This is a genomic window from Flavobacterium sp. SM15, from assembly GCF_022012335.1.
Lineage (GTDB): Bacteria > Bacteroidota > Bacteroidia > Flavobacteriales > Flavobacteriaceae > Flavobacterium.
Window position 1 is genome coordinate 537,023 of record NZ_JAKLTO010000001.1, and the last position, 19,800, is coordinate 556,822.

General features: G+C 36.7%; 17 protein-coding genes and 1 tRNA gene. 13 read left to right on the plus strand and 5 right to left on the minus strand.

Annotation, left to right across the window (positions count from 1 at the left end; all coding sequences use genetic code 11):
- The first annotated feature begins 6 nt into the window (after positions 1-6).
- Genes LZZ90_RS02560 through LZZ90_RS02570 form a run of 3 tightly spaced genes read left to right on the plus strand, consistent with a single transcriptional unit; the run spans position 7 to position 1,726 of the window.
- Positions 7-303, plus strand: coding sequence for a hypothetical protein (locus tag LZZ90_RS02560; protein WP_237789113.1), 297 nt, complete (start codon positions 7-9; stop codon positions 301-303).
- A gap of 5 nt (positions 304-308) precedes the next feature.
- Positions 309-998 (plus strand): head GIN domain-containing protein, encoded by a 690-nt coding sequence (locus LZZ90_RS02565; protein WP_237789114.1) that lies wholly within the window; start codon positions 309-311, stop codon positions 996-998.
- A gap of 38 nt (positions 999-1,036) precedes the next feature.
- Positions 1,037-1,726 carry a LysE family translocator gene (locus LZZ90_RS02570; protein WP_237789115.1) on the plus strand — a complete coding sequence of 230 codons (690 nt, stop codon included), beginning with the start codon at positions 1,037-1,039 and terminating at the stop codon, positions 1,724-1,726.
- 64 nt (positions 1,727-1,790) lie between these two features.
- On the opposite strand, the gene LZZ90_RS02575 is transcribed toward LZZ90_RS02570, so the two are convergent.
- The 3 genes from LZZ90_RS02575 to folB all read right to left on the minus strand — a co-directional run bounded on the left by LZZ90_RS02575 (position 1,791) and on the right by folB (position 4,079).
- Positions 1,791-3,407: an esterase-like activity of phytase family protein gene (locus tag LZZ90_RS02575; RefSeq protein ID WP_237789116.1), complete on the minus strand. Its 1,617-nt coding sequence runs from the start codon at positions 3,405-3,407 to the stop codon at positions 1,791-1,793.
- A 180-nt stretch (positions 3,408-3,587) separates the two neighbouring features.
- A tRNA-Cys gene (locus LZZ90_RS02580) sits at positions 3,588-3,661 on the minus strand.
- Positions 3,662-3,719: 58 nt separating this feature from the next.
- A complete protein-coding gene (gene folB / locus LZZ90_RS02585; protein WP_237789117.1) occupies positions 3,720-4,079 on the minus strand; it encodes a dihydroneopterin aldolase in 360 nt (119 codons plus the stop codon).
- An 86-nt stretch (positions 4,080-4,165) separates the two neighbouring features.
- Here folB and LZZ90_RS02590 point away from each other — a divergent pair, with 86 nt between their 5' ends.
- The 6 genes from LZZ90_RS02590 (at position 4,166) to LZZ90_RS02615 (ending at position 9,969) form a co-directional block, all read left to right on the plus strand.
- Positions 4,166-6,265, plus strand: a complete 2,100-nt coding sequence (locus LZZ90_RS02590; protein ID WP_237789118.1) for a glutamine--tRNA ligase/YqeY domain fusion protein — start codon at positions 4,166-4,168, stop codon at positions 6,263-6,265.
- A gap of 152 nt (positions 6,266-6,417) precedes the next feature.
- On the plus strand, positions 6,418-7,893 hold the full coding sequence (locus tag LZZ90_RS02595; protein ID WP_237789119.1) for a tetratricopeptide repeat protein: 1,476 nt from the start codon (positions 6,418-6,420) through the stop codon (positions 7,891-7,893).
- 101 nt (positions 7,894-7,994) lie between these two features.
- The gene (locus LZZ90_RS02600; protein ID WP_237789120.1) at positions 7,995-8,750 is read left to right on the plus strand and encodes a T9SS type A sorting domain-containing protein; all 756 of its coding nucleotides are present in this window, start codon (positions 7,995-7,997) and stop codon (positions 8,748-8,750) included.
- A 306-nt stretch (positions 8,751-9,056) separates the two neighbouring features.
- Positions 9,057-9,374, plus strand: a complete 318-nt coding sequence (locus LZZ90_RS02605; protein ID WP_237789121.1) for a YtxH domain-containing protein — start codon at positions 9,057-9,059, stop codon at positions 9,372-9,374.
- Positions 9,375-9,376: 2 nt separating this feature from the next.
- On the plus strand, positions 9,377-9,727 hold the full coding sequence (locus tag LZZ90_RS02610; protein WP_237789122.1) for a competence protein: 351 nt from the start codon (positions 9,377-9,379) through the stop codon (positions 9,725-9,727).
- 5 nt (positions 9,728-9,732) lie between these two features.
- Positions 9,733-9,969, plus strand: a complete 237-nt coding sequence (locus LZZ90_RS02615; RefSeq protein WP_237789123.1) for a DUF6327 family protein — start codon at positions 9,733-9,735, stop codon at positions 9,967-9,969.
- Positions 9,970-10,010: 41 nt separating this feature from the next.
- On the opposite strand, the gene LZZ90_RS02620 is transcribed toward LZZ90_RS02615, so the two are convergent.
- Positions 10,011-10,976 carry an SPFH domain-containing protein gene (locus tag LZZ90_RS02620; protein ID WP_255702305.1) on the minus strand — a complete coding sequence of 322 codons (966 nt, stop codon included), beginning with the start codon at positions 10,974-10,976 and terminating at the stop codon, positions 10,011-10,013.
- Between the two features lie 106 nt (positions 10,977-11,082).
- On the opposite strand from LZZ90_RS02620, the gene LZZ90_RS02625 reads away from it, so the two are divergent.
- Positions 11,083-11,739, plus strand: a complete 657-nt coding sequence (locus LZZ90_RS02625; RefSeq protein ID WP_237789124.1) for a PorT family protein — start codon at positions 11,083-11,085, stop codon at positions 11,737-11,739.
- A 53-nt stretch (positions 11,740-11,792) separates the two neighbouring features.
- Here the strand turns inward: LZZ90_RS02625 and gltX are convergent, their stop codons facing one another.
- A complete protein-coding gene (gene gltX / locus LZZ90_RS02630; protein ID WP_237789125.1) occupies positions 11,793-13,304 on the minus strand; it encodes a glutamate--tRNA ligase in 1,512 nt (503 codons plus the stop codon).
- Positions 13,305-14,120: 816 nt separating this feature from the next.
- Here gltX and LZZ90_RS02635 point away from each other — a divergent pair.
- From LZZ90_RS02635 to mnmG, 3 genes are read left to right on the plus strand one after another with little or no spacing between them, the layout of a single operon-like run.
- Positions 14,121-17,435 (plus strand): DUF4175 family protein, encoded by a 3,315-nt coding sequence (locus tag LZZ90_RS02635; protein ID WP_237789126.1) that lies wholly within the window; start codon positions 14,121-14,123, stop codon positions 17,433-17,435.
- On the plus strand, positions 17,428-17,847 hold the full coding sequence (gene ybeY / locus LZZ90_RS02640; protein ID WP_237789127.1) for an rRNA maturation RNase YbeY: 420 nt from the start codon (positions 17,428-17,430) through the stop codon (positions 17,845-17,847). The genes LZZ90_RS02635 and ybeY overlap by 8 nt, the downstream gene beginning before the upstream one ends.
- A 48-nt stretch (positions 17,848-17,895) precedes the next feature.
- Entirely contained in the window at positions 17,896-19,773 is a 1,878-nt protein-coding gene (mnmG, locus tag LZZ90_RS02645; protein ID WP_237789128.1) for a tRNA uridine-5-carboxymethylaminomethyl(34) synthesis enzyme MnmG, read from the plus strand.
- Positions 19,774-19,800 lie beyond the last annotated feature (27 nt).

Genomic DNA, 19,800 nt, shown 5'->3' on the forward strand with positions numbered 1-19,800 from the left:
TCCGTTATGAAAAAAATTATACACAATATTGTAAAAAACATCTCGGTTTTTAACTGTATCGGAATTGCTATTTTGGCTTATTCCCTGTTTAAGATTGTTACTTATAATCCGGAGAATTCCAATCATGAACTCTTCAGTGCTTTATTAATTGTTTTTTTATTGTGTGCCATTCCTTTTTTATTATTTGATTTAATCATGAAAAAGATCATCACAAACCGACTCTTATTAAATTTCATGCAGTTTTTGATTGTCGTGGTTTTGTCCATCATCTTTTATTTTAAATATTCAGATTCCTTATTTTAATACTTATGAAAAAAATAGCTGTAGCCTTGTTTTTGCTTAGCCAAACAGGTTTTTCCCAAAACAAAATCTCTAAAAACGTTGGCGATTTTACCGTGGTTAAAGCGTTTGATAAAATTTCCGTACAACTGGTTCAGGATACCGAAACCAAAGTAGAACTTTCCGGAGACCGCAGTAGTGAGGTAGAACTGATCAACAAAAACGGAGAACTTAAAATTCGTATGCCACTGAAAGGTTTACTTAAAGGCGAAGAAATTACGGCCATCGTCCATTTTAAAAAACTAGAGGGAGTAGAGGCCAGTGAAGGAGCTTATGTGTCATGCCCGACAGTGCTTTCTGTCCTTGATTTTAATGCCAATGCTAAAGAAGGTGCTGAAATCAAATTAACTTTAGACACCAAAAGAGCCATAGTAAAAGCCAGCTCCGGGGCCACGATTCGTTTGAACGGAAAAGCACAGAATCAAGACATCGTAGTTACCGGTGGAGGCACTGTAAAAGCAAGCAGTCTGGAAGGTGAACAAACTGTGGTAGTAGTTAATGCCGGTGGTGAAGCCGATGTAACGGCAACTGAGTTGGTAGATGCTAAAACCAGAGCTGGAGGAAGTATAACCATTTACGGAAATCCGAAGCAAATCAACCAAAAAACCATTGCCGGCGGAACCATTCGTCAACACAATCTGTCTAAAAAGACGAATTAAATTTAAAATTTTATCTTTGTAAGAATAACAGCTTTTGAATGATTAACGACATCCTAACCGGAATTCCTCTTGGGTTCTTTCTTAGTTTTATGATTGGCCCTGTTTTTTTTGTGCTCATAGAAACCAGTATTACCAAAGGTTTCCGTGCGGCCATGTCGTTTGATTTGGGCGTGGTGATTGCAGATATCTTCTTTATTGCGGTAGCCTATTTCAGCAGTTATCGATTGATCCAAAGTATTAAAGACGATCCGGCCTTGTTTATTTTTGGCGGAATTATCATGTTTACCTATGGATTAATTACCTTTTTAAAACTTCGAAAAGCGCACAAAAACATCGATCCAGACGAGGAAGTAGTGGAAATGATCAAGAAGGACTATTTCAGCTTGTTCATCAAAGGGTTTCTGCTGAATTTTATCAATATTGGAGTTTTAGGATTCTGGTTGGCCATTATTATCGCTTTCGGCCCAAAACTGGACATGGATGCCTCGCGTATGGGGATTTTCTTTTCGGCGGTAATTGGTTCGTATTTGGTTACCGATATCGGAAAAGTATTGTTAGCCAAACAATTAAGACGAAAATTAACGCCTACCAACATCATCAAAGTAAAAAAAGTAAGCAGTGTTTTACTGATTGTCTTCGGATTGGTCTTAATGCTTCAAGGCTGGTTTCCGGAAGAGAAGAAGTTTGTGAAAGACACTTTGGAAAAAATTGAAGAAAAAGCACAATAAAAAAAGCGTTCATTTAGGTGAACGCTTTTCTTTTAATAGAATAGAGTAGATTTGGGAAATCTCTTTAGTTCTTTACGATTTTGATTGCTTTTCCATTTACTTGCAAGAAATAAACTCCGCTTTTCAAACTTTCCAGATTCAAGGTGTTCGACTGAAGTTTTCCTCTTAAAACCACCGTTCCCAAAACATCTACTACTGAAAAGTCGGGACGTTCTTCAATATTTTCAAGATGAATCACATTTTGAAACGGATTCGGATGCACTTGAATTTTCAAATTGTTACCTGTTAAATCGTTGGTTACTAAAACCACATTATTGTTAGGAATATAATTCTGAAGCGCATTTGCTCCGTTTAATTTGTAAATGAAAAGGGTCGATTTTATGTTGTTTTCTGCGGCAATACCATTTTCCAAAGCTGAAAACTGACCGTAATCGTTGTCGTTACAAATCGCAATGGTATTGGCATCGATTATTGTAATTCCTTCCGCTTTATCTAATGTCGTTGGCCAGCCGTTGGCGTGCAAATCGAAAACCAAGGTTTTAAGTACCGGGATAATCCAATTAGAGGTTAAATTTGCCGGAGTATCCAGTTCTTCCAAAGTTTTTGAATTGCTGGCGTATGCCAAACCACTCACTACAGGAGTAGCTCCGACAATATCAATATGATATAGTTTTTTGATGTTTTGAACTCCACGCGCTCCTTGTTCGATTACCAAAAAGGTAGTGTTGTTGATGGCTTTCAAATCCCCGATTTTTAAATCTCTTGGACGAATGTCTGAGGAAGTTCCAATCGGTCCTTCATTTACATAAGCAAACATCTGCGTAGTATTGGTTGCTGGGTCAATTTCCAAAATTCTATGGATTCGGGAATTCCCTAACGTCCCGCTTCCTGCTGTTCCACTCATATTTTTATAGTACATCGGGCTTTGAATGATGGCGTAAATTTTTCCGTTGGGCGTAATGGTCAATCCTTCAAAACCACGGTTATTTCTACGAAAAGCAAAAGCCGGATCAATCGCTACGTCTTCAGGATATTGCAAACTGTAAGGAGTATAGCGCTTTAAAACCACTCCGTTGGGGTTAACTTTCCAGATCGTTGGCCCTCCTTCTTCACAAATCCAGAAATTTCCTTCGCTGTCAATATCCAATCCTTCCGAGTCAATCCCCCAAACATCTTTAGCTGCGGTATTGGCATCAAAATCAGCACAATCGGTAACTACACTGGTAGAAGCAACTTCTGCTGCCGTACTTCCAAAACCGGTTGGGTTGATAAGCCCGGAAACCTCGGTTCCATTAGGTCGCTTTAAAGTAATGGTTTGTAAAATTTGCACTTCATTCCCAACAATTTTGATACGCATAATTTTAGGGGCATACGATGGAAAAGCATAAATCTTATCATAGGTTGGTACACAACCTGTAGGATATTGTGCCGAAGTTGTGGCTGATGTATTGGCATTTGCTGCATCGATATTTACCCCACGGTCGGTCACGATCCAAAATTCGGTTCCGTTTGTGTTTGGGATGTATTGCATAGCGGAAAATCCACCTTCACGGAAAGTGATTCCCTGAAAAACACCTATAGTGGCTGAGTTTAGGTTTTCATGCGTGCTTTCCAAAGTAATTTGAGCCTGCAATGCGCCAAAGCTTAACATGCTTAAAGCGAAAAGTACTGTTTTCTTCATGGTTAGTAGTTTATTGTATGTGATACAAAACTACTGGTGATGTAAGAAAAAGACGTTTAGCTAAAATCAACTTTATATTAATCTTATGCCAGAAAAAAGAGTTTTTAACCTTAAGCTAGATTTAGGGTAAAGATTTGCTAATACCCCATAAAAAAAGCCCTCTTAAAAAGAGAGCTCTTTTGGAGGCATCGCCCGGATTCGAACCGGGGTAGACGGTTTTGCAGACCGCTTCCTAGCCACTCGGACACGATGCCATGGTTATGGACGGCAAATATAATAATAAATTTCAAATTCCAAATCGGAAAAGCCAAATTAACTGCGGTATTCTTCCATTTGAACAGTAACTGCTTCAACATCACCACCTATAGGCGGATTGATTTTCGAAACGCTTACAATAATTCGCGATACCTCGGGAAGTTCTTTAAAGGTGCGGGCAATAATTCGCTGTGCCACGTGCTCTAAAAGTTTGGAACGGATGGCCATTTCTTCCACTACAATTCGGTTTAAATGAACATAATCCACGGTATCGGCTAATTCATCGGAAAAAGAAGGCTTGCGCAAATCGGTTTTTATTTCAAGATCAACCGTATAATCCGAACCTATTTTGCTTTCCTCCACCAAACACCCGTGAAAGGAAAAGGTTCGAATGTTTTTTAATTTAATAATTCCCATAGTTATTGTTAGCAGTCATTTTTCAAATCTTCAAAATTTTCAAATTGACTAATTAAACTTATCTTTGCTAAAATTACATAAAATCTATGTCAACGAAAGAAAAATCATTGAATTTTATAGAACAAATCATTGAAGAGGATTTAAAAAATGGTTTGTCCCAAGATAAATTGCGTTTTCGCTTTCCACCGGAACCCAATGGCTATCTGCACGTAGGTCATGCCAGTGCGATTTGCCTTAATTTCGGTTTGGGAATTGATTACAACGCGCCTGTAAATTTACGTTTTGACGATACCAACCCGGCTAAAGAAGAGCAGGAATATGTAGATGCGATCAAACGCGATGTGGAGTGGTTAGGATTTAAATGGGCGGAAGAATGTTACGCATCGGATTATTTCCAACAGTTGTACGACTGGACCGTTGAGCTGATCAAAAAAGGGAAGGCTTATGTAGACAGTCAAACTTCAGAAGCAATGGCTGAGCAAAAAGGAACGCCTACCCAAGCCGGAACCGATAGTCCGTACCGCAACCGTTCGGTAGAAGAAAATTTAGACTTATTCGAGCGCATGAAAAACGGCGAATTCGAAGAAGGAACCCATATTTTACGTGCTAAAATCGACATGGCTTCGACCAACATGCTAATGCGTGACCCGATCATGTATCGTATTTTACACAAACACCACCACAGAACCGGGGACAACTGGTGCATTTACCCAATGTACGACTGGGCACACGGAGAAAGCGATTATTTAGAACAGATTTCGCACTCGTTCTGTACGCTGGAATTTTTACCGCACCGTGAATTGTACGACTGGTTTTTGGACAATATTTACGACAGCAATAAAGTACGTCCGAAACAACGTGAATTTGCCAGAAGAAATTTATCGCATACGGTAGTTTCAAAACGTAAATTACTGCAATTGGTTCAGGAAGGGCATGTGAACGGTTGGGACGATCCGCGTATGAGCACCATTTCCGGTATGCGTCGCCGTGGTTATACCCCGATGTCGATTCGTAATTTCGCGGAAACCATCGGTATTGCTAAGCGTGATAACTTAATCGATGTTTCCTTGTTGGAATTCTGTGTTCGTGAGGATTTGAATAAAATAGCACCACGTGTAATGGCTGTGGTAGATCCGGTTAAACTGGTAATTACTAACTATCCGGAAGGAAAAACCGAATGGATGGAAGCGGAAAACAATCCGGAAGAAGAAGTGATGACCTACCGTCAAGTGCCTTTTTCTAAAGAATTATATATTGAAAGAGAAGACTTTTTAGAGGAGGCAAGCAACAAGTTTTTCCGATTGACCTTAGGTAAAGAAGTTCGTTTAAAAAATGCGTACATCATTAAAGGAGAAAGTGTTATTAAAGATGCGGACGGGAAAATAACAGAAATTCACGCGACTTACGACGACGACAGCCGAAGCGGAAGCGGAAGTGAAGCCAGCAACCGTAAAGTAGCCGGAACCATTCATTGGGTATCTGTAGCACATGCGGCTAAAGCGGAAATTCGTTTGTACGACCGTTTGTTTATCGACGAATCACCTGATACCCACAAGGATAAAAACTTCCTGGATTTTGTAAACCCGAACTCCTTGAAAACCGTTACCGGATTTGTGGAGCCAAGCTTAACAACCGCTAAAGAAGGGGAGAGCTTCCAGTTTCAACGTGTTGGTTATTTCTGTGTAGACCGTGACAGTACACCGGAAAATCTAGTGTTCAACAAAACCGTAGATTTAAAAGATTCTTGGGAAGAAAAAGGTAAAAAAGAAGAGAATACCATCAACAATTCCTTAAAGGAAATCAACAAATACTTCAAGGTAACTACTGATGAAGAACGAGCAGCTATTGAAAAAACCATTGGTGAAAACATCAAAACCATTGCCAATTACAGCTTGTTGCAAAATTCTTTGAAAAAAAATATTGCCAATAATAAAGCATCTTTATTATTCTCTAACTGGTTGCTAAAATATTCTGAGAGCATCAAAGTTTCGGATGTGGAATCTGAAACGCTTCACAAATTATACAATATGTCCTTGAAAAGTGAGTCGCCGTTTGTTCGATTGGAAGTACTTCAGAATTTGAAAAACGATGTTGCGCATTTCGAACAATTCAAAACCCAACTTTCCGAAATGAAAACCTCGGAAAAAAACGAAGTGGTTTTAAAATTACTTTCTGAAATGATCTAGTTCACTAATACATTTTAACATATAAAAGCCCACTAACCGGTGGGTTTTTTGTTTATTTTTGACATCCAAATCGCCCCACCCAGATGACAAAATGCACCTTTTTTTGGCTTCTCTTGTTCTTTTTTTCCGTTGCATCTGCACAGCAAAATAACTTGGAAAAAACAATAAATGAAGTAAAAAACAACCAACACAATTCAAAAGCAATTTTAAATCTTGAGCGGTTAATCCTTAGTTCCAAAGATGAAAAAAACAAGGCTAAAGCATGTTCCGTTTTAGGCGAAACCTATAATACACTGGAAGTTTATGATAAAGCTTACGATTACTTCATTAAGGCTTTAAATCTGGCTAAAAAAAACAAACTTTTTCATGAAATAGGGCTAATTACCGAGGATTTGGGGAACATCCAGTTTCGATTAGGCAACTATAAAGAAAGTATTCGTTTTTATACGGAATCCAAAGCAGCATTTCAAAAGATAAAAGAAGCTAACGGAGTTATTCGGGCCAAGGGAAATATGGCGCTTGTTGCTTTAAAAACTGGGCAAAAACAACGCGCCATTGCATCGTTAACCGAAATCATTCAGGACAAACAATCCGATAGTGTAATCAAGGCAACAAGTCTTTTATCTCTTGGAAATATTTACCTGGAATCGTCCAATACTCAACTGGCCATTGAGTATTATCTGAAAACACTTTCTTTAATCGAATTCGGAAAAAAGGATAAATTGAAAATTTTGGTCTACCAAAATCTGGCTGAAAGTTACATCGGTTTAAAACGCTATGACCGCGCTTTGTTCTACAATCAAAAAAGTGAAATGTTGCTGAAAAAAAACAGCAGCAATGAATTCAAAGCCAGTTTATACCTCTTGTATTCCCAAATAAACAAAGGGAAATCTCAATTTAAGGAAGCATATGAAAATCTGCAATTGCATCAGAACTTTAAAGAACGTGCCGATAATTCACAACAGGCAATACAGATTGAAAACATTGAAGTGCGCAATAAACTCCAGAGTCAAAAGTTAGATTTACAGCTAAAAGAACAGAAAATAATCTTGCTTCAAAACGAGAAAATTGTGGCTAGAATCAAGATTGCTTCTCTGATATTATTAGTAATCGCCTTTTTATTTTTATTGTTTTATCTGATCAAAAGGCAACGAAAAAAAGTAAAAAAACTAAGCCAAACCATTCTTCAAACCGAAGACAGACTGGAATTCAGCCAGACCAAAACAGACAAAATGGTTTTGAACATCCTTAAAAACAATGACTTTATCGTGCGTTTTGGAAATAATTTAAAACAGATTAAAGCCAAAATAAGCGATTCTGAAACCAAAAATGAACTTACAAAACTGATTTTTGAGCTTCAGAATTTTAAACTGATCAACGACACCAAAGACGATTTGTTCAATCAGGTTGATGCGCAATTTACCTATAAACTCGAAAAAAAATATCCGGAACTAAAGGAAGTAGAACGAAAAATTTGCGTTTTAATTTACCTGAATTTAAAAAACAAAGACATGGCGGCTATCCTGAATTTATCGGTAAGAAGCATCGAAAACGACCGTTATAGAATCCGAAAAAAATTGAAGCTGGATTCGAACGATAACCTTTACGAGGTACTTCATAATTTATAAGCTATTGATTTACAATACCTGAGTAGTTTTTGAGTAGTGTATTTTTTTATGGTTTGGTGCACTTAGTGCTACATTTGGCAGACTAACTAAAAAAATCACATATGAAAAAATTTATGCTTATTTTATCTTTACTCACCTTCACGCTTACTTTTTCAAATATAGTTGTAAGGGATATTGCCGATTTTACTTTCAGCAATGGAAATTCTTTAAATTTCGATTTTAATAGCGACGGTACTACTGAATTCACGTTCTTTGATGAAGACGGAAGTGTTAGTGTGTACTATAATTCGAATTCGGTAAATTTTTATGGAACCGGAACGTTAGCAAGCGGTCACGGTTGGGACATCATTAAATCCTTATCCTTAAATACGCCGATTAATTCTTCCTCAACTTTTGATGGACAGGGGGATGCTTTTATCAATGCGCCTTGGGCAAATCCAAACGAAACCTTTCCTAATGGCGATTCTTATGTAGGAACCACGTTTAAAATTGGAACTAACCGCTATTATGGATGGATATTGGTAAATGTAAACGCTGGGGTAATCCAGGTAAAAAGTTATGCCTACAATGATAGTGCCAACCAAAGTATTAATGCCGGGCAAACCACTGCTTTATCAATGAATGATTTTTCGGGTTTTGATTTCTCTTTGTATCCCAATCCGGCAACAAATTTTATTACCATCAAAAGTTCTGAAACCATTACAAGGGCAAAAGCAATTGACGTGACCGGAAGAACGATTTCATTAAACCTAAACGATGCATTGATCAATACCGAAAAATTACCTGCTGGAATTTATATTTTAGAACTAAGCTCGGATACAAATAAAATAGCGGTACAAAAAATCGTAAAAAAATAATGCCTGTCCATTCATTTTAAAAATTGGTTTTTAAGCCCACAATTTTTGTGGGTTTTTTAATTATAAATAAAATTTATGTTTTTATAAGAAAATATAGATTTTATATATTAATATTGGGTTTAATATTTTGCTTTGGTTTTATTTATTTTTTTAAGCAACCCAATCTTGTGTTTGTGTCAAAAATTGTTTGTTAAATCGCTTTAAAATGAATTTTAAGATTTTTAAGGGTTTTATTAACTAGAAATTAACGGGACAACGTTTTTTGAATTCGTAAGTTTATAATTATTAATCCAAAAAAATAAAATCATGGCAAGCAACACAGAAAAAACATTGCTGGCACTTTTAGCAGGTGCGGCAGTTGGAGCAGGACTAGGAATTTTGTTTGCTCCGGATAAAGGTTCGGCAACCCGAAAAAAAATCAAAGACGGTTTCGACCACGAAAAAGAACGATTGGGTGAAATGGCGGAAACTATCAAAAGTAAATTTTCCCGAAGAAAACACGATATCGAATCGGAATTTGAAGATTTACTCTCCCACACTCATTCCAAAAGAGAAGAAGTAATTGCAACTTTGGAGAAAAAGCTAGCCGAATTAAAACATCAGGCAACTACTGCTAAAAATTAACCATGCCTTTGGAAAAACTAAAAGAGAACGCTGAAGAAATCCAGGAGAATGTTAAAGCAGCAATCGAAAGTACCGCTGCATATTATAAACTTTTAGGGTTTAAAATAGCCACAAAAGCAACGGTAATACTCTTTAAAATGCTTTTGATGGCGGTTTTCTTTTTAATGGCTTTAGTGTTCATTTCCATAGCATTGGCTTTATATTTAGGGGATTATTATGGAAATGTGTCGCTAGGGTTTTTAATCGTTGGAGGAATCTATTTTGTCTTTGTTTTATTTGTATATCTACTGAAAGACAAAATTGCAGAAACTAGCATACTAAAGAAATTCTCAACTGTATTTTTTAACGACTGACGACTATGAACTTTAAAATGTATTCTTCATACGAACAAGTGGATAGGGATTTGGAAATTCTAAAGCTCCAAAGGGATATTGCTTATGAAAAACTATCACTTTCGGTAGAAAAAACCATAGAAAATTTAACACCGGGAAGCATGATACAGAACGTTTTAGGTAACGTCGGCTCAATAGTAAATAAATACGATTTACTCCAAAAAATAGTAATTCCCTTGCTTCTTCGCCGGTTGCTGAAATAAAAAAAGAGGTCGTAAACGACCTCTTTTTTGTTGTTATTTCCTTATGCCGGATCCGATGGATTGAAATCTGTTGAAGTATGATCGTCTTTTTTCTTAAGGCGTTTAGGAGCGTTTTTCATCGCTTCCCCCACTTGATTACTCGCTGCAAAAGACACTACCATGTTGTTGAGCATGTCGCTGGCGGCTTGTGGTGAATTCGGTAATAAAATCAGGTTCGAATTGGTATCGGCACCTACAGCTTGTAACGTATCGTAATGCTGAGTAACCACAATTAAAGCCGATGCTTCCTGAGAATTAATCCCTACTTCGTTCAATTGGTTTACCGATTCTACCAAACCGCGTGCAATTTCACGACGCTGATCGGCAATACCCTGTCCTTGTAAACGTTTGCTTTCTGCTTCGGCTTTGGCTTTAGCTACGATTCGAATACGTTGTGCTTCTGCTTCGTATTCGGCGGCAGTTTTTTCACGGTCGGCTGCGTTGATACGATTCATCGCGTTTTTTACCTGAATGTCCGGATCAATATCGGTTACCAGCGTATTGATGATTTCATACCCGTAAGTAGTCATCGCTTCGTTCAATTCGCGTTTAACGGCAATAGCAATATCGTCTTTACGTTCGAAAACATCGTCTAAAATTAGCTTTGGAACTTCGGCGCGCACCACATCAAATACATAGGAAGTAATCTGATCGTGTGGGAACTCCAATTTATAAAAAGCGTCGTACACTTTTTCCTGTAATACTTTAAACTGTACCGAAACTTTCATTTTAACAAATACGTTGTCTTTGGTTTTGGTCTCAATGATAACGTCCAACTGCTGAATTCTTAAGTTGACACGCCCGGCAATACGATCAAAAACCGGAATTTTCATCTGCAAACCGGATTGTCGGATGCTGTTGAAACGACCAAATCGTTCTACAATTACCGCAGTTTGTTGTTTCACTGTGAAAAAAGAAGCGAATAAAAGGAACAGTCCGATTACCACTAAAATTGGAAAAGCTACCATAATGAATAGTTTAATGATTTTATAAGATTATACGTATAGTGTTAAAAAAGGTTACAAAATTCTCAGAAATAAGTTTACATTTGCTCAAAATTTACAAAATACCACCATGAAAAAATTACTGATTATAACCCTTTTACTAGGTTCGGGATGCTTGTTTGCCCAATACGGCTACCGCGACGGGAACCGCATCGGAATTTTAGGAGGCGTTACCCAAACCAACCTAATGACTTCCGATTTTAACACCAAACCCGAACTGGGATGGGGCGCCGGATTGCAGGTTCGAGGAAATTATTACAACAACTTCAGTATGATCTTCGGCATGTTGTTTTCGGAAAACAATTTTTCGGTTGAGACGGTTTCGCCTTTACTGAAAAAAGAAGAAGTGAAGTACAAACTAATGGGTGCTCAAATCCGTTTATTGTTGAGTTATAATGTGGTAAAAGACCATGTTTCCCTGGATTTTGGCCCGGTTTTAATGGTAAACGACAAATTCAAAATCGATAAAAAATACGAGAACAATCTTGTAAACAGTCAAGGTCTTACCGCTAAAGAAATCACCGATATCAATAAAATCAACGGAAATATTTATGTTGGACTATCCGCTGGAAACCGTCGTGTGCGGTTTTTGGTAAACTATCAGTACGGGATGAATAACATTTTAAACCACTTAAACAAAAAAGACGAACTGAAAGTAAAAAATAATAACAGTGCCTTCAGCGGGCATGTAGGGATTTTGAGTGGTCAATTGCTCTTTAATCTATAATTGTGATAACCTAATAATAAAAAAGCCCTGAAAATTTCAGGGCTTTTTTTATTTTATAAACTTGCAATGGCTTGCTGTAATCGTTTTATGGTTTGATCTTTTCCAATCATTTCCACGATATCAAAAAGGTGAGGCCCTTTTAAAGCGCCCACTAAAGACAAACGGAACGGCTGCATTACTTTACCCATACCAATTTCGTTTTTGCTCATCCAGTCTTTTACGATGGTTTCAATATTCATTGAAGTGAAATCACCGATGTTTTCCAATACGGAAATCAGTTCCTGCATTAAATGCGGGGTTTCTTCTTTCCAGTTTTTGGCTGCTTTTTCATCATAGGAAGCAGGAGCCACAAAAAAGAAATCGGAAAGCTCGTACAAATCCGTTACAAATGTAGCACGTTCCTTAACCGAAGCGACCACTTTAGTCACATACTCTTTATCGGTAGCAATTCCTTTTTCGGTTAAAATCGTAAGAAATTTATCCGCTAAAGACTCATCCGATTGCAGTTTTAAATAATGCTGGTTAAACCATTTGTTTTTCTCCGGATCGAATTTCGCACCGGCTTTGTGAACTCTTCCTAGGTCGAATTTCTGTACCAATTCTTCTAACGAGAATAATTCTTGATCGGTACCGTCGTTCCATCCTAAAAGTGCTAAAAAGTTCACCACTGCTTCAGGAAAAAATCCTTTTTCACGGTATCCTGAAGAAGTTTCTCCGGAAATCGGATCGTTCCAATCCAAAGGAAACACCGGGAATCCTAATTTATCTCCGTCGCGTTTGGATAATTTTCCATTACCTACCGGTTTTAAAATTAACGGTAAATGGGCAAACTCAGGTGCTTGCCAATCAAAAGCGGTGTATAATAATTCATGAAGTGGGAGGGAAGGCAACCATTCTTCCCCACGAATTACATGCGAAGTTTCCATTAAATGATCGTCGACAATGTTTGCTAAATGATAGGTAGGCATTCCGTCGCTTTTAAACAATACTTTATCGTCTAATAAATTGGTATCGAACTTAATTTCTCCACGAATAAGATCTTTTAAATGTAAGGTCTGATCCACTGGAGTTTTAAATCGAATTACAAATTCTTCACCATTGGCAATACGCTCGGCTACTTTATCAGCACTATTGGTAAGCGAATTGTCTAAATGCTCACGAACCGTATGATTGTAAATAAACGTATTTCCTTGTTCTTCAGCATTTTTACGCAATTGATCCAGATCTTGAGCGGTGTCAAAAGCATAATACGCCCATCCTGAATTTATCAACTGATCCGCGTATTGTTTATACAAGTCTTTACGCTCGCTTTGACGGTACGGTCCAAATTTTTCATTTTTCCCAACGGTTTCATCGGGAGCAATACCTAACCATTCCAATGCTTCCATAATATAAGCCTCCGCTCCGGGAACAAAGCGGTTTTGATCGGTATCTTCCACACGCAGGTAAAAGGTTCCTCCGTGTTTTTTTGCAAATAAATAATTGAATAAGGCAGTACGTACACCACCAATATGTAACGGGCCCGTCGGGCTTGGTGCAAAACGCACTCTAACCGGTTTTGACATTTTTTACAGAATTTTGTGCAAAGATACTTTTAAGTTTACAGTTAACCATTTACCCTTTAGAGTTTTTTAAAACAAATTTAAAACTATTGACAATTGTTAATAAAGCTAAAGGTTCTATAACTGCTTTATTTTAAGAGATTTGTTTGAACAGTAGCTTAAAAATTACTGATAAATTGTTAATAAAAACGATTAAAAACATATTTCTTTATAAGGATTTAACACCAAAATTTTACATTGTTAATTGATTTACCGGAATCGTTGAAAAACAGGCTTTTACCGATTAACAACTTTTGTTGAAAACTTTGAATAGAATTTTACAACTGTTTTTTGGATAAATGCTTTTTTTTCCTAATCAAAAAGACAAATCAGAAATGCAAGGGAAGTTTTTATTTTTTGTTTATAATTTATTAAAAAGGAATCCGTACTTATTAACACAAATTTGTAGAGTGAATTATTAAAAAAACAAATCAAAAGTTATCTTTCAACGATTGTTGATAACCTAAAATTTACATTTGATTTACAAAGTTTTAACTCTAAACTACCCTGTTGATAACTCGGTATAAAAAGAAATAACTCTAAATCCAACCTTATTCTAAAAAAGTTATTTCCACTATTAACAAACAATAATAACAATCAAAAAATTAAAATTTTAAAAATTCTTTTTTTCTTTTTTATAATGAATGTTGAAAACTCTTTGCTGTTTTTTGAATCGACTCTTTTCAAGATTTGGTTTAACCGAAAGGTTTTAACGTATTTTATACTTTTTGGTTTTGTTTAAAATTGTAATTTTATCGGTTATAAGTAAAACTTTAGATTTTGGAAGCCAAGAATGTCATCTTTGAGAAACTTGAAGCCTTTATTAAAAAGTACTATACCAATGAGTTGCTCAAAGGAATTATACTTTTTATAGGTTTAGGTTTGTTGTATTTTTTATTCACGACACTCGTGGAACATTTTCTATGGCTGAGTACCAAAGGGAGAACAATACTTTTTTGGCTGTTCATACTTGTAGAACTACTATTGCTTTTACGTTTTATACTGTTTCCGATTTTTAAATTGTTTAAACTTCAGAAAGGAATTGATTTTTCACAGGCTTCCCAAATCATTGGGAATCATTTTTCGGAAGTAAGTGATAAACTGACTAACTTTCTCCAGCTTAATTCCCAAAGCAATCCATCTGAATTATTGATTGCTTCGATCGAACAAAAGGCAAGAAACCTTCAACCGATTCCTTTTAGTAATGCGATCAATTTCAAAAAGAATTCAAAATATTTGCCTTATGCTTTTGTTCCGCTTTTGATTTTATCGGTTTTCATGCTCAGTGGTAATTCGGGAATGATTACTCAAAGTTTGGATCGTGTAGTACATTTTCAAAAACAATATTCTCCGCCGGCTCCCTTTGAATTTCAGATTCAGAATTCTAGTTTAACCTGCGAACAAGGGCAAGATTTTCTACTTAAAGTTAAAACCAAAGGAACAGTAATTCCCGAAAATGCTTTAATAAAAATTGGAGAAGAAACTTATTTTTTAACCAGTACCAAACCCGGTGAATTCGAATATCAATTTGAAAAGCCTTTAAAATCTGTTGAGTTTCACCTTCAAGCCAATAAAGTAATTTCCAAAGATTTACAATTGAATGTTGTGGCGGTGCCTACCATTGCCAATTTTGAAATGCAATTGGTTTTTCCTTCGTATTTAGGAAAAAAGACTGAAGTTGTTCAGGGTACCGGTAATGCAGTAGTTCCTGAAGGCACTAAAGTTCTTTGGAAGGTAATAGCTTTAGCCACTACCTCCGTTGGTTTTCTATCGGATTTCAAAACAATTGATTTTCAAAGAAATGAACAGTATTTTAGTTTCGGTAAAACAATCCTTCAAACTATTGATTATCAAATTATTACTTCTAATTCTAAAGTTAAGAATTATGAAAAATTGAACTATCAGCTTACTACGGTAAAGGATCAATATCCAACGATTTCCGTTCAATCAGCACCGGATAGTTTAAAATTAAAAAAGGAAGTGGTTTTAGGACAAGTTTCCGATGATTACGGCTTAACCAAATTGCATGTGGTTTTTTATCCGAAAGATAAACCTAATTCAATCCGAAAAGGAACAATTCCAGTAAAAAGTGCCGCTTTTGATCAGTTTGTGTACACTTTTCCTTCCGGACTATCGATAGAACCAGGAGTTGCTTATGATTATTATTTTGAAATTTTCGACAACGATGCCATTCATCATTTTAAGAGTTCTAAATCCGCCGTGTTTTCGCACCGTGAATTAACAGATCAGGAAAAAGAGGAACAAGTGCTTCAAGAGCAAAATTCGAATATTAACAGTCTTGAAAAATCAATAAAAAATCAGGACAAACAGCTTTCGGAACTTGACAAACTTCAAAAGTTGGGTAAAGAGAAATCCAACCTTGATTTTAAAGATCAGAAAAAAGTACAGGATTTCATCAACCGTCAGAAACAGCAGGATGAGATGATGAAGGAGTTTTCAAAAAAATTAGAGGACAACCTGCAGCAATTCAATCCCGAAAAGAAGGATGAATTTAAAGAGGAACTTTTAATTCGTTTGGAAAAGAACGAAAAAGAAATCGAGAAAAACGAAAAACTTTTAAAGGAGTTAGAAGAACTTACCAATAAACTAAAAGAAGAAGAACTGTTTGATAAAGTTGATAAACTCAAACAAAACACAAAGGATCAAACCAAAAGTTTGGAGCAATTGGTTGAACTTACCAAGCGTTTTTATGTTGAAAAGAAAGCAGAACAACTTGCCAATAAATTAGAAGAATTATCTAAAAAAGAAGAGAAACTTTCCGAGAGTAAAGACAACAATTCTAAAGATCAAAATGATATCAATAAAGAATTTGATAAACTACAGCAAGATCTTAACGAGCTTGATAAAGAAAACAAAGAGTTAAAAGCTCCTATGGACATTCCTAACGATAAGCAGGAACAACAAAATATTGAGGAAGATTTAAAAAAAGCTTCCGATGAATTGCAGAAGCAAAACCAATCCAAAGCAAAACCTAAACAAAAATCAGCAGCTCAAAAAATGCAGCAAATGAGTCAAAAAATGATGCAGTTGATGGAGTCTGGTGATATGGAACAAATGGATGAAGACATTAAAATGCTACGCCAAATACTAGATAATCTTTTAGCTTTTTCTTTTTCACAGGAAGAGGTGATGAATACTTTTAAAATTACTAACGGTCGTTCATTAGGTTTTAATAAATTATTAAAAAAACAACAGGATTTAAAAACACAGTTTAAACACGTTGATGATTCGCTTTTTGCAATGTCGTTGCGAAATCCTAAGATTACGGAGACCATAACAAAAGAAGTTGGTAAAGTGCATTACAATATCGATAAATCCATAGATCGTTTGGCGGATTCGGATATTTCACGAGGGGTTTCTCATCAGCAGTATACCATTACATCAGCCAATACACTTGCAGATTTTTTAAGCGATACGATGAATGAAATGCAAAGCGAAATGATGATGCAGGGTCAAGGCAAGGGTAATCCTAAACCAGGAAAAGGCCAAGGAAGTGGCATGCAATTACCAGATATTATCAAAAAACAAGATGGTTTATCCGAAAAGATGAAACAAGGTATGAAACCTGGAGATAAGCCAGGAGACAAACCTGGTGAATCCGGTCAGAAAGGACAGCAAGGTCAAAAAGGAGGCCAACAAGGGGAGAATGGAGAAGATGGAGAAGGCGATGCTGGTAAATTACTTGAAATTTATAAAGAACAACAACAACTGCGAGATGCCTTACAGAAAGCTTTAGATAAAAACGGAATGGGAGGTAATGGACAAAATGCCTTGCAACAAATGAAAGATATTGAAAAGCAATTACTCAATAAAGGTTTTAAAAACGAGACATTGCAAAAGATGTTGAACCTTAAGCATGAACTTTTAAAACTGGATAAAGCGATGCAACAACAAGGAGAAGAAAATAAGCGTCAATCACAAACCAATACTAAACAGTTTCAAAATCAAGCGAATCAAATTCCACCTGCTTTAAAAGATTATTTAAACAGTGTTGAAATATTAAATAGACAAAGCTTACCTTTGCGCCCAAATTTCAACCAGAAGGTGCAAAATTATTTTAAGATACATGATTAGTTTTAATTACGAAACCGACTTTCAGTTGGATAATGAACAAGCGTTTGAAAATTGGATTTCGCGCGTAATTGAGTCTGAGAACAAAGAATTAGGCGAGATAAGTTATATCTTTTGTGACGATGAATACCTGCATAAAATCAACGTAGAATACCTTAATCATGACGATTTGACTGATATCATCAGTTTTGATTATTCTGAGGGAAAAATATTACAAGGTGATATTTTTATTTCGATTGAACGCGTTCGAGATAATGCAAGTGATTTCAATGTTTCTTTTGAAGAAGAACTTAAGCGGGTTATCATTCATGGAGTGTTACACTACTGTGGATATAAAGATAAATCTGAGCAAGACGAACAGTTGATGCGTACTAAAGAAGATGAAAAAGTTTTAATGTTCCACGTGGAACATTAATTATTATACTAAAAATTTTGAAGCATTTAAAATGTTTCACGTGGAACAATGAGTTTATTTCAAGATGTATATGATGTAATTGTAGTTGGTGCAGGTCATGCCGGTTCAGAAGCTGCGGCTGCGGCTGCAAATATGGGTTCCAAAACACTGCTGGTTACAATGAGTTTGCAGAACATTGCACAAATGTCGTGCAATCCTGCAATGGGAGGAATTGCAAAAGGACAAATCGTTCGTGAGATTGATGCGCTCGGTGGCTATTCAGGAATTGTGTCGGATCGCACAGCGATTCAATTCAAGATGCTGAATAAATCCAAAGGGCCTGCTATGTGGTCGCCACGCGTTCAATCGGACCGTATGCGTTTTGCTGAAGAATGGAGAAACATGTTGGAGCAAACCCCAAACCTTGATTTTTATCAGGAAATGGTTTCCGGGCTCTTGACCGAGAATGGGAAAGTTACCGGAATCCGAACTTCGTTGGGAATTGAAATCAAAGCAAAATCGGTAGTGCTTACCAATGGAACTTTTTTAAATGGTTTGATCCATATCGGAGAAAAACAATTCGGTGGAGGTAGAGCTGGTGAAAGTGCCGCTTACGGAATCACCGAAGATTTGGTGAAATTAGGTTTTGAAGCCGGACGTATGAAAACCGGAACCCCTCCTCGAGTAGACGGCCGTTCATTAGATTATTCTAAAATGGAACCCCAACCCGGAGATACAAAACCAAATAAATTTTCTTATTTAGGAATTACCAAACCACTTTCAGTGCAAAGAGATTGTCACATGACCTATACTTCGGAACTGGTACACGATTTATTACGGGAAGGTTTTGATCGTTCTCCAATGTTCAACGGACGAATCAAAAGTTTAGGACCGCGTTACTGTCCATCCATTGAAGATAAAATCAACCGTTTCGCCGATAAAGAACGCCACCAGTTATTTGTAGAACCTGAAGGTTGGAACACAGTGGAAGTGTATGTAAACGGATTTTCAACTTCACTACCCGAAGACGTTCAATTCAAAGCTTTGAGTTCTGTAGCTGGTTTCGAAAAAGTAAAATTCTTCCGTCCAGGTTATGCTATCGAATACGATTATTTTCCGCCTACGCAATTAAAACATACTTTAGAAACCAAACTAATTGATGGTTTATATTTTGCCGGACAGATTAATGGAACCACTGGTTATGAAGAAGCCGCTTCTCAAGGTTTGATGGCTGGAATTAATGCTTCGTTAAAAGTACAGGGACGTGATCCTTTTGTTTTAAAAAGAAACGAAGCTTATATTGGCGTATTAATTGACGACTTAATCACCAAGGGAACGGAAGAACCGTATCGTATGTTTACTTCCCGTGCGGAATACCGAACCTTGTTACGTCAGGATAATGCAGATTTCCGTTTAACACCTATGGCTTATGAAATTGGTTTAGCAAAAGAAGACCGCTTGCGCACAATGGAAAAAAAACGCGATGAGTCGGATGCGTTTGTAAACTTCTTCAAGGAAACCAGTGTGAACCCGAAAGAAGCAAATCCAATTTTGGAAGAGAAAGGATCTTCGCCAATGGTGCAACCGGATAAAATGTTCAAAGTTTTTTCAAGACCTCAATTGGAGTTGGAAGATATCTTGCGTTTCGAAGATGTTCAAAAATACATTCAGGAAAATAATCTTGAGGAAGAAGTAATTGAGCAAGCGGAAATTCAAGTTAAATATTCGGGTTATATCGAGAAGGAAAAAAACAACGCGGATAAATTAAACCGTCTGGAAGATTTAAAAATAAGACCCGACTTCGATTACGATCTGGTGAAATCCATTTCACACGAAGCGCGCGAGAAACTGAAAAAAATTAAACCGGTAACAATTTCTCAAGCATCGAGAATTTCCGGAGTTTCCCCAGCGGATATTTCTATATTATTAATTCACATGGGACGCTAAATTAGTTGACAGTCTCGGTTTGTAGTT